This window comes from Actinoplanes flavus (genome assembly GCF_017592555.1).
Lineage (GTDB): Bacteria > Actinomycetota > Actinomycetes > Mycobacteriales > Micromonosporaceae > Actinoplanes > Actinoplanes flavus.
The window spans coordinates 55,790-68,200 of record NZ_JAGFNS010000022.1 but is presented as its reverse complement, the minus strand read 5'-3'; the positions used below and the strand labels follow the sequence as shown (position 1 = coordinate 68,200).

Here is a 12,411-nt window from a genome sequence, read left to right as displayed (position 1 = left end):
CGGTAAATGCCTGGTGCCGTTCGCCGAGGGCGGCGATCATCGAGGCCATGAGTGCCAGGTTGCGCGGGATCGCGCGGGAGACGGTCGCGATCACCGAGCGGGGGTGGTACGAGGGGCCCGACGGTGTCGTGGACATCGCCGGTGACGTCGCCGCCGCGGTCGCCGGCACCCGGCTGCACCTGCCCGGCGACCCGCTTCCCGAACCCGTCCCGGCGCCCGGCCCACCCGTGATCGAGGTGACCGCGGAGTCCACTCTGGCCGCCGCGCGCCGGATCGGCGGCCGGGTCGCCTGCCTCAACTTCGCGTCGGCCCGCAACGCCGGTGGCGGCTTCCTCAACGGGGCCCAGGCTCAGGAGGAGAGCATCGCCCGCGGCTCGGCGATCTACCCTTCGCTGCTGGCGGCCGGTGACTTCTACGCCTTCCACCGGGCCGACCGGGGACTGCTCTACACCGACCGGGTCATCTGGTCCCCGGCGGTTCCGGTCTTCCGGGACGACCGCGGCCGGTTGCTGGCTCACCCGTACCCCGTCTCGATTCTGACCTCGGCCGCCCCCAACCGCGCGGCGATCACCCGGAACGAGCCGGACCTGCTCGCGGAGGTCTCCGGCGCGCTCGCCCGGAGGGCGGCGCGAGTGTTGCGGGTGGCCGCCGCCCACGGTGTCCGTGAGCTGGTCCTCGGAGCCTGGGGCTGCGGCGTCTTCGGCAACGACCCGGGCGAGGTGGCGCGGGTCTTCGCCACGGCGCTGCGGGACGGGCCGTGGTTCGACCGGGTGGTGTTCGCGATCCTGGACCGCCGGGAGACGGTCCGCGACGAGTTCCGGGCGGCCTTCGCGCTTCCCGCCGACGCCGGGCCCCGGACGGTAGGGTAGGCGCTGCCGCCTGTCCGCCGTCGTTGCCCGGCTGGAGTGCGTCATGACGGATGCCGACGACCCCCTGGTCCGCGTCGGGCGCTGGGCGCTCGCCAAGGTCTGGTTCGGGGTGGTGCTCTCCGGCGGCTACGCGCTCGGCCGCCACTACGACTGGCCACAGGCGTTCCTGACGGCGGCCGCCGTGCTCGGCGCGGTGGCGCTGGCGCTGGCCTCGTCGTTCCTGCCGATCTGGACCAGGCAACGGCCCAGCGGCATCCCGGTCGCCGACGTCGGCCTGCGGGTGATGGTGTGGGGCGGGCTGACCGGGTCGGTGATCGCCCTGCTGCTGGGCATGCCGGCGGTCGGCATGGTGGCCGCCGCGCTCCTGTTCAACACGGCCGCCCGTACCTTCGGCGATCCGTTCGCGCCGTTCCTGCGGCGACTGCGGATCACCCCGCCGGTCCGGTACCGGGACCGCCGGCGGTCCGCCCCGGTCGAGGACCGGGCCGCCTGAGTCCCGGTCCGTCCCGCGCCTCCTATCTGGCCCGGGTTGCTCAGCGGTAGCCGGATGGTGCCGACCTGAGTAGTACGGGCGGCCGGTGTGGTCCGGCCGGACCAGGGGGACACGAGATGACCGAAGTGACCGGGGAGGCGGATCGGGACGCCGGAGTACGGCGGTTCTGGGCCGACCTCAGCGTCAACCTCAAGATCATTTTGGCGATCGTGGTCGCCGTGGTGGTCGCTCTGCTGATCGGCGTACTGGGACTGCGGGCGCTCAGTTCGGCCAGCGACTCGGCGCAGTCGATCTACCGGAGCAACGTGCTGGGCGTGGCGGCGCTGGGCGCGGTACAGAACGGGATGACCCAGGCCCAGCTCGCCCTCTCCGACCACATGCTCAACGCGGACACCGACGCCGAAGGCCAGTACGAGGAGCGGATCTCCGAAGACTTCGACGCCGTCGAAACGGCCTGGGCCCAGTACGACGCCACCGACCCGGTCCCCGACCCCGCCATGGTCGACGACGTGAAAGCCGACTGGCGGACGTTCGTGCAAACCGCGAACGAGAAGCTGATCCCCGCCGCCCAGAGCAACGACATGGACGCCTGGGTGGGGGTCCGCAACGGCCCGCTCGACGAACTGACCACCGAGGTCGACGGGCACCTCGCCGAGATGGTGCAGATCGAGCAGGCCGCGGCGGCGCAGGCGGCCGAGAGCGCCCGCTCCGGCTACGAGAGCAGCCGCCTCCAGTCGATCCTGCTGCTCGTCCTCGGCGTCGCCGCGGCACTCGGACTCGGCGTTCTGGTGGCGCAGGGCATCGTACGCTCGCTGGCCGGCGTCACCGACGTCTGCGAAGGACTGGCCGACGGGGACCTGACCCGGCAGACCGGGCTCACCAGCCGCGACGAACCCGGGCGCATGGGCCGCGCCCTGGACGTCGCCATCACCCGGCTCCGGGACACCGTCGGCACCATCGGCGGGTCCGCGGTCACGCTGGCCAGCGCGTCCGAGGAGCTGACCACGGTCAGCTCCCAGCTGGAGAGCGGCGCCGCCGAGGTCGCCGAGAAGGCCGGCGCCGCCAGCTCGGCCAGCGAACAGGTCAACGTCGGCGTCCAGTCCATCGCCGCCGGCGCCGAGCAGATGAGCGCCTCGATCACCGAGATCGCCTCCAACGCGGCCGACGCGGCCCGGATCGCCCACGAGGGCATGGCCGTCGCCGACCGCACCAACAACGAGGTCGCCGAACTCGGCGCCGCCAGCGCGGAGATCGGTGACGTGGTCCGGCTGATCACCAGCATCGCCGAGCAGACCAACCTGCTCGCCCTCAACGCCACCATCGAGGCCGCCCGCGCCGGCGAGCTGGGCAAGGGCTTCGCCGTGGTGGCCGGTGAGGTCAAGGAACTCGCCCAGCAGACCGCCAAGGCGACCGAGGAGATCACCGAGCGGATCGCCGCCATCCAGGAGTCCAGCGGCTCGGCGGCCACCGCGATCGGCGAGATCACCCAGGTGATCCAGCGCATCGGCGACTACACCACGACCATCGCGTCCGCCGTGGAGGAACAGACCGCCACCACCGGCGAGATGAGCCGGTCGGTGGCGGACGCCGCCACCAGCAGCGGGGACGTCGCCCGGACCGTCTCCGAGGTCGCCGAGGTGGCGGCCGCCACCGCCGACGGCGCCCGGGCCACACAGCAGGCGGCGGGCGAACTGACCCGGCTCGCCGGAGACCTGACCAACCTGGTCGGTGGGTTCCGCCACTGAACCGGCGGACCCGCGGACCCCCGATACGGGAGAGATCGTGACCAGTGCGCCCTACGGGCTCAGCCGGCCCGACCTGGACGACGCCCGGGCCGCGGTGCTCCGGGTCCACGCCGGCGACGGCCCCCGGGTCTGGAACGACCTGCTCCACACCGCCGGGCTCACCGGAAAGGAGCCCGGCGGTCTGGACCGGATGCTCGTCGTCATGCACGGCGCCGACCCGTCCACCCGGCTCTGCGCCCTCGCCCTCAAGATCCGGATCACCGCACACACCGAGCTCACCGCCACGCACAGCATCCTGTAGGAGCCACCCGTGAACACCGACCTCTTCGACCGGCTCGGCGTACCGGAGCGGATCCGGGAGATCGCCGGGTACGACCTCTTCGACGACGACCTGCGGACCAGCCTCGACGCCATCGCGAAACGCAGCGCCGGGCTCCTCGAGGCGCCGGTCTCGATGGTGTCGATGGTCCTCGACACCTCACAGTTCATCATCGGCTCGTACGGGGTGTCCGGATGGGTGGCCGACGCGGAGGGGACGCCGGCGGAATGGGCCATGTGCACGCACACCGTGCTCGCCGGGGAGCCCTACTGCGTCGTCGACGGGACGCAGGATCCCCGGCACGCGGACAACCCGTTCCTGCGGATGACCGGACTGCGCAGCTATCTCGGGGTGCCGCTGACCCGCGGCGGGCACGCGCTCGGGGCGCACTGCGTGATCGACGCGCGGCCGCGGATCTTCACCGACGTGGACCGGGCGGTGCTGGCCGACGGGGCGGAGAAGGTGATGAAGCTCCTCGAGGCCTACCGGATCACCTAGCCGTCACCCGGTCGCGAGGGGCGTGCCGTCCCACCGCCAGTCGGACGGCCGGCGCTCCCGGCCGGTCAGTTCGCCGCGGCCGGTCGCCCACAGCAGCGTCGCCCAGCGGCCGGGGCCCGTCGGGGCGTCCCGGAACAGCCGGCGCAGTGCCCGGTCGCACAGGTCCTCCGGCGGCGTCCACTCCAGGTGCAGGGCCCGGGCGACGTCGTGCATGTGCGCCAGCGTCTCGACCACGCCCATGGCCGCGAAGCCGGAGGGATCCGACACCCCGTACGGATGGAAGGTGCGCCGGTCCGCCGGAGTCACCGCCACCACCGCCGCCAGCAGGCCGGCCGACGAGTCCAGCACCTGGATCAGGCCCTCCGGGCCCGCGCCGTCCTCGGCGTAGACGGTCAGCGCGGGACCGCCCTCGCGGTTTCGCCGCCATCCGAAGGGGACGTAGGTGTCCCGTGACGGATTTCCCGGCGTCAATGGAGCGGCGTAGGCGAAAAGATCATCGGCGATGTGCTCGATCGTTTCCCAGCAGGTCCAGGTGAGGCCGGCGGCGGGAATGTGCCAATCCCGGTCCGTCGCGGCTCGCAGCGTGGCGATGGCCAGGTCAGCCGCCTCGCGGACGTCGTCTTCTCCGGGCCGCGTCTCGGTCATCGCGGCAATCTATCCCGATGGGTGACGGGCGGCCACGGAATTTGTCATACCCCAGGCGCATCATCGCGGTATGGGAGAACCAGCAACGCCGATTCGCCGCCGGATTGAGCTCACCGTCGCTGAGGCTCGCCTGCGGTTCCAGCAACTCGTCCGCGTCACCGGGGTGACCGGGCAGGTGACCGTCGTGGTCGACGGCGGGCGGCCGATCGCCGCCATCGTCCCGGCCTCGCAGGTGCTCGACCCGCCCCCGCCCGCGGCGCCGCCCCCGTCCCCGGCCGCCGCCGAGGGTTGGATGCGCCGCATCGAGAAGGTGCGGGAGGACGTCCGGCGGCAACATGCCCAACGCATCGGTGACCTGTCCCAAGCCTTGGAAGAGGCATGGAGCGTCATCGATGGACTTCGGCCACCGGGCACCGACCGGACTGTGGACACGCTGCGTGCCGCGCATGTAGACCTTCGGAAGGCTCGCTGATCAAAGACCACTTCGCCGATAGGCGCGGCGCTAAGATCGGACGATGGCTCGACAGCTCGACCTCTTCGTCCCGGGAATCGTCTACCTCGATGTGATCTTCACCGGCCTCCGCGAGCTGCCCGAGCCCGGCACCGAGGTCTGGGCGCCCGGCATGGGGTCGTGCCCCGGCGGCGTCGCCAACCTGGCGGTGGCCGCCAGCCGGCTCGGCCTGCACACCGGGCTCGGCACGGCGCTGAGCTCGGACGCCTACGGCGAGTTCTGCCACCAGGTGCTGAGCCGCCAGGAGGGGATCGACCTCACCGCCTCCCGCCGCCTCGACGACTGGCACTCGCCGGTGACCGTGTCGGTGGCGTACGACCGGGACCGCAGCATGATCACCCACGGCCATCCCCTGCCCACCGACGCCGACGGGCTGGTCAACGGCCTGCCACCGGCCCGCAGCGCCGCCGTGAGCCTGGCGCCGGAGGGCACCGGCTGGGTGCGCCGTGCCCGCGCCGCCGGGACACTGATCTTCGCCGACGCCGGATGGGACGACACCGACCAGTGGTCGTGCGAGGTGCTGGGGGTGCTCGCCGACTGTCACGCCTTCCTGCCCAATGCGGTCGAGGCCATGCGCTACACCCGCACCGACGAGCCGCGCCAGGCGCTGGAGAAGCTGTCCGGCCTCGTACCGGTGGTGGTGGTGACCTGCGGCGGCGACGGGGCACTCGCCATCGACGGGAGCACCGGGGAGGTCGCGTCCGTCCCCGGCGTGCCGGTGGAGGCCCTCGACCCGACCGGCGCCGGCGACGTCTTCACCGCCGGGTTCGTCACCGGCACGCTCGGCGGCTGGCCGCTCGCCGAACGGGTCGCCTTCGCCACCCTCGTGGGCGCTCTGTCGGTGCAGCACTTCGGCGGTTCCCTGTCGGCCCCCGGCTGGGGCGACATCGCCGACTGGTGGACCGCCACCCGCGCCGGCGCCGCCCGCCACCACGGCGACTCCAGCGAGGCGGTCCTGGCCAGGCGCTTCGGCTTCCTCGACGACGTGATTCCACCGGGCAGCCGCAACGCGGTCCACCGGGCCACGGCCACGATCGCCCGCCTCTCCGACGTCGGCCCCGGCACATGACCATCCCCGCCGGCGCAGCCCTCCGCACCGGGCCGCAGCCCCGCCCCTCCACCGACGGGCAGGCGACTGTGCGATCTTGCCCAGCCGGCCGTGGGTGCTGTTTCAACGGTGCTGGGACAGCTCTGACCGCCAGCCGCGACCGCCCGGCCGGCCGTGCGTGCTGTTTCGGAGCGTTCGAGACCGCGCTGACGGCCAGCCGGGCAAGATCGCTCGCCTGCGGTCGGGCGGCGTTCCCGGGCCTTTCGGTCCGTTCGCGTCGGGTCAGCCCTCGCGTGGGCAGCGCGGGGAGAAATCGCCGCCGTTCACGTTGTGGTCCGGCGCCTTCTGCCTGGCCGTCGCCCGTGGGCCAGAGCGGCGAAGAACGATGATCGGTAGCCGAGTCAAGGAGACCGCATGCGACTGACGATTCTCGGCGGCGGGGGCTTCCGGGTGCCGCTGGTGCACCGGGCGCTGCTCGCCGACCGCGAGCGGACCCTCATCACCGAGCTGGTCCTGCACGACGTCGACGCCGGGCGCCTCGACGCGATCGGGCGGGTGCTCACCGCCCAGGCCCACGGCGTGCCCGGAGCCCCGCGGCTGATTACCACCACCGACCTGGACACCGCGGTCGCCGGTGCGGATTTCGTGTTCTGTGCGATCCGGGTGGGCGGCCTCCGGGGGCGGGTCACCGACGAGAGGGTGGCACTCGAAGCGGGCGTCCTCGGCCAGGAGACGGTCGGGGCGGGCGGCATCTCCTACGGCCTGCGCACCGTCCCCGAGGCCCGCCGTATCGCCGCCCGCATCGCACGCCTCGCCCCCGCCGCCTGGACGATCAACTTCACCAACCCCGCCGGTCTGGTCACCGAAGCCATGGCCACCCACCTCGGCGACCGGGTCATCGGCATCTGCGACTCCCCGTCCGGACTGGTGGACCGCGTGCTGCGGGCCCTCGGCGCCGACCCCGGCACGGTCCGCGTCGACTACGCCGGACTCAACCACCTGGGCTGGCTCTACGGCGTCCACCCCCTCGGCGCGGCCGACCCACGCACCGCAGATCATCCACCAGGATCGGCCGCTCAGCGTGCCGTAACCGACCCACTCGGGGACCCCGCTCGAGGCGGCGGGGCCGATTCGCTCGGGGCGGGCGCTCGGCATGGCGGGACCGATCCGGTGGGGGCGGGCGCTCGGCGTGCCGGGGTCCACTCGGCCGGAGGGAGCGATGCGCTCGGGGTGGGCTCGGCCGGGTGGAGTGATGCGCTCGGGGTGGGCGCTCGGCGTACCGGAACGGGTTTGCCGGGCTCTGTCGGCGTGACCGACCCGCCTGCCGGCACCGAGGTCCTCGGCGGGGATCTCCTGCCGCGCCTCCTGGCCGACCGCCCGAGGCTGGAGTCGTTCGAGGAGGGCCGCCTGTTCGGCGCCGACCGTCTTCGGGACCTGGGCGCGATCCCCAACGAGTATCTGCACTACTACTACGATCCGGCGGGCACGCTGGCCGCGGTGCGCCAGGCGGCGCAGACCCGGGGCGAGTTCCTGCTCGGGCAGCAGCGGCGCTGTTACGCCGAGATCCTGGTCCGTGATCCGCTCGGTGCCTGGCTGGGGGCGTGGCGGGAGCGGGAGGCCACCTACATGGCCGAGAACCGGGAGCTCACCGGCGCCGGAGAGCGGGAGCACGACGAGTCCCGCCCGGCCGGTTACGAGGGTGTCGCGCTCGCGGTGATGCGGGCTCTGGCCCACGACGAGCCCACCACCCTGATCCTGAACGTGCGCAACCGGGGCGTCGTCGCCGCCCTCGACGACGACGCGGTGGTCGAGGTGCCGTGCACGGTGGACGCCCGCGGGGCTTCGCCCCAGCGGATCTCGCCGCTTCCGGCGCACGGCACGGGGCTGATCCAGGCGGTCAAGACGGCCGAGCGGTGGGTCCTGCGGGCGGTCGACGCGGGATCGAGAACCGCGGCGGTACGGGCGATGGCCGCGCATCCCCTCGTCGGATCGGACCACCTCGCGGCCCGCCTGATCGACGCCTACCGGGCCGAGTTCCCCGAACTCGCCTACCTGCGGGCCGGGTGAGCCGAGAACTGTCGTACCCGCGTGGCAGGGTGACCGGTGGAAGGGGGCACGAGATGAGATACGGCTACTTCGGCACGATGAGGGCCCGGCCCGGCCACCGGGAGGAAGTCGTGTCCATCCTGCTCAGGGGCGCCGACGGTCTGCGCGCCGCCGGTTGCCACGTCTATGTCGTCGGTGTCTCGGACGCCGACGAGCACACCATCTGGGTCAACGAGGTGTGGGAGAGCAAGGAGCATCACGACGCCTCCCTGCGACTGCCCGCGACCCGGGCCGCGATCGCCACGGCCATGCCGCTGCTGACCGGCGAGTTCACCAGTCAGGAGATCAGCGTGCTGGGCGGCCTGGGAGTCCCACCGGAGTGACGGCGCCGGGGCCGGCGGGGTGATGCCGGGCGGAGTGACGGCGCCGGGGCCGGGCGTCACACGCCCGGCCCCGGTGGATCGTGCCGTGGTGGATCGTGCGGTCAGGCCGCGACCTCGGCGGGGTGGCGCGGCGGGATCGAGTGGTCGATCTCGCGGGCCGGCTTGCGGTTGGGCAGGGCCAGGCGGAAGACCTTGGCCCACGCCGACGCCACCTGGAAGACCAGCGGCCCGGTCACGTACTTGAGCTGGTAACGCTCGAAGAGCGCCCGGACCTTCGGCGCGACCTCGGCGTAACGGCTGGCCGGCAGGTCGGGGAAGAGGTGGTGCTCGATCTGGTGGGAGAGGTTGCCGGTCATGATGTGCATCAGCTTGCTGCCGGAGATGTTGGCCGAGCCGAGCATCTGCCGGAGGTACCACTCACCCCGGGTCTCGCCGGTGATCGACGTGCGCTCGAAGGTCTCGACGCCGTTCGGGAAGTGGCCGCACATGATCACCGAGTGGCTCCACAGGTTCCGGACCAGGTTGGCCACGAAGTTGGCGGCCATGGTGCCGAAGAGGGCGCCGAGCGGGTTGCCGACGGCGAAACCGACCGGGAGAGCGAGAGCCGGGTGCACGACGTAGTCCCGGGTGACCTGCCGCCGGATCTTGTGGAGGACCTGGCGGGCGCGGGCGCGGAACTCGGGGTTGTTGCGGCGCTTCTTGGTCCGCAGGTTGCGGCCCAGCTCCAGGTCGTAGGCGGCGATGCCGTATTCGAAGAAGCACGCGTTGACGAAGTTGTAGAACGGCTGCCCGAGGTGGGCGGGCGCCCACTTCTGCTGCTCGTCGACGCGCATGATGCCGTAGCCGAGGTCGTTGTCCCGGCCGACCACGTTGGTGTACTTGTGGTGCAGCTCGTTGTGCGAGTGCTTCCACTGCTCGGCCGGCGACGCCGAGTCCCACTCCCAGGTGGTCGAGTGGATCTTCGGGTCGCGCATGAAGTCGTACTGGCCGTGGAGGATGTTGTGGCCGATCTCCATGTTCTCCAGGATCTTGGAGATCGACAGGCCGATCGTGCCGAGGACCCAGGCCGGCGGGAAGACCGAGAAGAGGAGTACGGCGCGGCTGCCGAGTTCGAGGCGCCGCTGCACGGCGATCATCCGCCGGATGTACCGGGCGTCCTTCTCGCCGCGGACGGCGAGGATCTCGTCGCGGATGGCGTCGAGCTCCCGGCCGAGCTGCTCGATGTCCTCGGGGGAGAGATGGGCGATCGGGTTGACTTCCTTGCGCTGCAGCGTCGTCACAGAACTTCCTCGTTCTTTCGGGAGCCGGTCCGGCGGGGAGCCGGCTCGCGGGCGGGTCTCCGAGGCGGCGGCTCGGAGGTGGCGCCTCCGAGGTTGCGGGCTCGGAGGAGGCCGGGTCGCGAAGGGGTCAGGCGTCCAGCCGGCACGGGCCGGCGGCGGTGGAGATGCAGGTCTGGATCAGGACGTTGTCGCCGTCCACCTCGGTGGCGGTGGTGAGCTTGCCGTCGCGGACGTCGCGGACGATGCCCTCGCGCATGGGCAGCACGCACTTGAAGCAGATGCCCATCCGGCAGCCGGATTTCATCAGCTGGCCCGCCGCCTCGGCCGCGTCGAGCACCGTGGCGCCGGCGGCCACGTCGACGACCAGCCCGGACTTCTCGAAGGTGACCGTGCCGCCGTCGCCGGCGACCAGCACCGTGGGCCGGAACCGTTCGACGTGCAGCCGCTCGGCGGCGCCCGCGTCGGCCCAGTGCTCCTGGAGGTCGTCGAGCATGTCGCCGGGGCCGCACGCCCAGGTCTCCCGCTCGAACAGGTCGGGCACCAGGTCGGCCAGGGCGGCCGGCTTGAGCCGCCCGTCGGCGCCGGTGTGCCGCTCGATCAGCCGGATCCGGCCCTGGGCGGCGAGCTCACGCAGCTCGGCGCCGAAGACCACGGCCTCCGGGGTCCGGGCGGAGTGCACGACGACCACGTCGCCCAGCTCGGGAAGGGCGCTGCGCAGCATGCCCATCACCGGGGTGATGCCGCTGCCCGCCGTGACGAACAGCGTCCGGGCGGGCCGGGGCGAGGTCAGCACGAAGTCACCGGCGGGCAGGTCGAGGTGGACCAGCATGCCCTTGCGGGCGTGCCGCAGCAGGTGACCGCTGACCACACCGTCCCGGACGGCGTTCACGGTGACGGTGAACCGGCCGTCGCGACGGTCGGCCGCGCTGGTCACCGAGTAGGCACGCCACAGCCGGACACCCTCGACGTCCACGCCCAGCCGAACATACTGTCCGGGCTGGTGCGGCTCCCAGCCGCGGCCGGGGCGCAGCTCCAGGGTGACCGCGTCGGTGGTCTCGGGGCGCACCGCTTCGATCCGGGCGCGCAGGACGGTGGGGTTGCGCAGGGGCGCGATGACGTCGAGATAGTCGGCGGGCACCACCGGAGTGGTGATCAGCTCGACCACGCGCCACGCGCCGTTCCTGAGTCGCCGGGTGAACGGCGATGTCTGTGTCACAGGCACCTGACCAAGCCTGGTCGCTCGCAAAGGCAAAGTCCTGACCTGGGGAAGTGAATCCGGGGCCGCATAATTGTTCGGCGGGGACAAGGACGGACGGAATGTGAGGGAGCCGCGTGAAACAGCCGTTGCGCGACGTACGGTCCTATCGCCTGCCGCCGGAGGTCGTCGACCCACTCCGGCAGGGTTTGTCCGGAGTCTCCTCCCAGACGATCACGGCGATCATCCGGGAGGTCCCGGCGTACGCCGAACCGTTCGCCGGCGAGCTGGGGCACAAGATCGCGAGGGCGGTGCGGGCCGCGCTCGCCACCTTCCTGAACCTGGTGTCCCGCCCCGGCGCCGACCCGGGCACCCCGATGGCGTCGGCGATCGAGGCGGCGTACGCGCTGGGCCGCGGCGAGGCCCGCTCCGGCCGCAGCCTGGACGCGCTGCTCGCCGCCTACCGGGTGGGCGCCCGGGTGGCGTGGCGTGAGCTGGCCGCGATCAGCGTCGCCGCCGGGCAGCCGGCCGCCACCATCGCCGACTTCGCCGAGCTGGTCTTCGCCTACATCGACGAGCTGTCCGCGGCCAGCGTGGCCGGGCACGCCGACGAGCTGGCCGCCTCCGGCCGGATCCGGATGCGCCACCTCCAGGAGCTGGCGCAGGCGCTGGTGGCCGGGGAACCGGCGCACGTGCTCCAGGCCGCCGCCGAGCAGGCCGAGTGGGTGCCCCCGCAGACCCTCACCGTGCTCCTGCTGCCGGAACGCGCGGCACGCTGGGTGATCGACCTGCTCGATCCGCGTACGCTGCAGCTCGCCGACGCCGTGCCCGAGCTCCCCGGCATGACCGTCCTGCTGGTCCCGGACCCGCAGGGCACCTCCCGCCCGACCATGACCCGGCTGCTGACCGGCCACAACGTGGTGATGGGCCCGGCCCGCCCGTGGCTGGAGGCGAAGAGCTCCCTGGACCGGGCGATCCGGGTGCACCGGCTGACCGCACCGGCCGGCGGCGAGGTCGTCGACACCGAGGATCACCTGGCCGCGGTGGTGGTGACCGCCGACCCGGGCGCGCTGGCGGATCTGCGGTCCTGGGCGCTGACCCCGCTGGCCGGTGAGCGCGGCGCGGCCGCCGCCAAGCTGATCGAGACGCTGCGCAGCTGGCTGCTGCATCACGGCCGCCGCGAGGACGTGGCCGCCGAACTGTTCGTGCACCCGCAGACGGTCCGCTACCGGATGGCCCGGCTCCGCGAGCTGTACGGCGACCGGCTCCGCGACCCGCAGTGGGTCCTGGCCCTGACCATCGCCCTGGCCATCCCGGAGTGAGGACCCGGTTGCCGGATATACCAAAGTCAGAACCGGCCGACTTCGGACGACTGGTTC

General features: G+C 72.5%; 13 protein-coding genes. 10 read left to right on the top strand and 3 right to left on the bottom strand.

Annotated elements, in window-relative coordinates:
• Positions 1-47 precede the first annotated feature (47 nt).
• From J5X75_RS29225 to J5X75_RS29205, 5 genes are all read left to right on the top strand, one after another.
• On the top strand, positions 48-869 hold the full coding sequence (locus J5X75_RS29225) for a TIGR02452 family protein (RefSeq protein ID WP_208470740.1): 822 nt from the start codon (positions 48-50) through the stop codon (positions 867-869).
• Positions 870-912: 43 nt separating this feature from the next.
• The gene (locus J5X75_RS29220; protein ID WP_208470739.1) at positions 913-1,362 is read left to right on the top strand and encodes a hypothetical protein; all 450 of its coding nucleotides are present in this window, start codon (positions 913-915) and stop codon (positions 1,360-1,362) included.
• A gap of 116 nt (positions 1,363-1,478) precedes the next feature.
• Positions 1,479-3,107 carry a methyl-accepting chemotaxis protein gene (locus J5X75_RS29215; RefSeq protein ID WP_208470738.1) on the top strand — a complete coding sequence of 543 codons (1,629 nt, stop codon included), beginning with the start codon at positions 1,479-1,481 and terminating at the stop codon, positions 3,105-3,107.
• A gap of 37 nt (positions 3,108-3,144) precedes the next feature.
• Positions 3,145-3,408 carry a hypothetical protein gene (locus J5X75_RS29210; RefSeq protein ID WP_307798324.1) on the top strand — a complete coding sequence of 88 codons (264 nt, stop codon included), beginning with the start codon at positions 3,145-3,147 and terminating at the stop codon, positions 3,406-3,408.
• Positions 3,409-3,417: 9 nt separating this feature from the next.
• Entirely contained in the window at positions 3,418-3,924 is a 507-nt protein-coding gene (locus J5X75_RS29205) for a GAF domain-containing protein (protein WP_208470737.1), read from the top strand.
• Between the two features lie 3 nt (positions 3,925-3,927).
• On the opposite strand, the gene J5X75_RS29200 is transcribed toward J5X75_RS29205, so the two are convergent.
• The gene (locus tag J5X75_RS29200) at positions 3,928-4,569 is read right to left on the bottom strand and encodes a DinB family protein (protein WP_208470736.1); all 642 of its coding nucleotides are present in this window, start codon (positions 4,567-4,569) and stop codon (positions 3,928-3,930) included.
• Between the two features lie 70 nt (positions 4,570-4,639).
• Here J5X75_RS29200 and J5X75_RS29195 point away from each other — a divergent pair, with 70 nt between their 5' ends.
• From J5X75_RS29195 to J5X75_RS29175, 4 genes are all read left to right on the top strand, one after another.
• A complete protein-coding gene (locus J5X75_RS29195) occupies positions 4,640-5,041 on the top strand; it encodes a hypothetical protein (RefSeq protein ID WP_208470735.1) in 402 nt (133 codons plus the stop codon).
• A gap of 43 nt (positions 5,042-5,084) precedes the next feature.
• Positions 5,085-6,149 carry a carbohydrate kinase family protein gene (locus tag J5X75_RS29190; protein ID WP_208470734.1) on the top strand — a complete coding sequence of 355 codons (1,065 nt, stop codon included), beginning with the start codon at positions 5,085-5,087 and terminating at the stop codon, positions 6,147-6,149.
• A 393-nt stretch (positions 6,150-6,542) separates the two neighbouring features.
• A complete protein-coding gene (locus J5X75_RS44735; RefSeq protein WP_238489741.1) occupies positions 6,543-8,195 on the top strand; it encodes a family 4 glycosyl hydrolase in 1,653 nt (550 codons plus the stop codon).
• Positions 8,196-8,248: 53 nt separating this feature from the next.
• Positions 8,249-8,557, top strand: a complete 309-nt coding sequence (locus J5X75_RS29175; protein ID WP_208470733.1) for a putative quinol monooxygenase — start codon at positions 8,249-8,251, stop codon at positions 8,555-8,557.
• Positions 8,558-8,658: 101 nt separating this feature from the next.
• Here the strand turns inward: J5X75_RS29175 and J5X75_RS29170 are convergent, their stop codons facing one another.
• Positions 8,659-9,837 (bottom strand): fatty acid desaturase family protein, encoded by a 1,179-nt coding sequence (locus tag J5X75_RS29170; protein ID WP_372450981.1) that lies wholly within the window; start codon positions 9,835-9,837, stop codon positions 8,659-8,661.
• A gap of 127 nt (positions 9,838-9,964) precedes the next feature.
• Entirely contained in the window at positions 9,965-11,059 is a 1,095-nt protein-coding gene (locus tag J5X75_RS29165; RefSeq protein ID WP_208470732.1) for a ferredoxin reductase, read from the bottom strand.
• Between the two features lie 110 nt (positions 11,060-11,169).
• Here J5X75_RS29165 and J5X75_RS29160 point away from each other — a divergent pair, with 110 nt between their 5' ends.
• Positions 11,170-12,354, top strand: a complete 1,185-nt coding sequence (locus J5X75_RS29160) for a PucR family transcriptional regulator (RefSeq protein WP_208470731.1) — start codon at positions 11,170-11,172, stop codon at positions 12,352-12,354.
• The last annotated feature ends 57 nt before the right edge of the window (positions 12,355-12,411 follow it).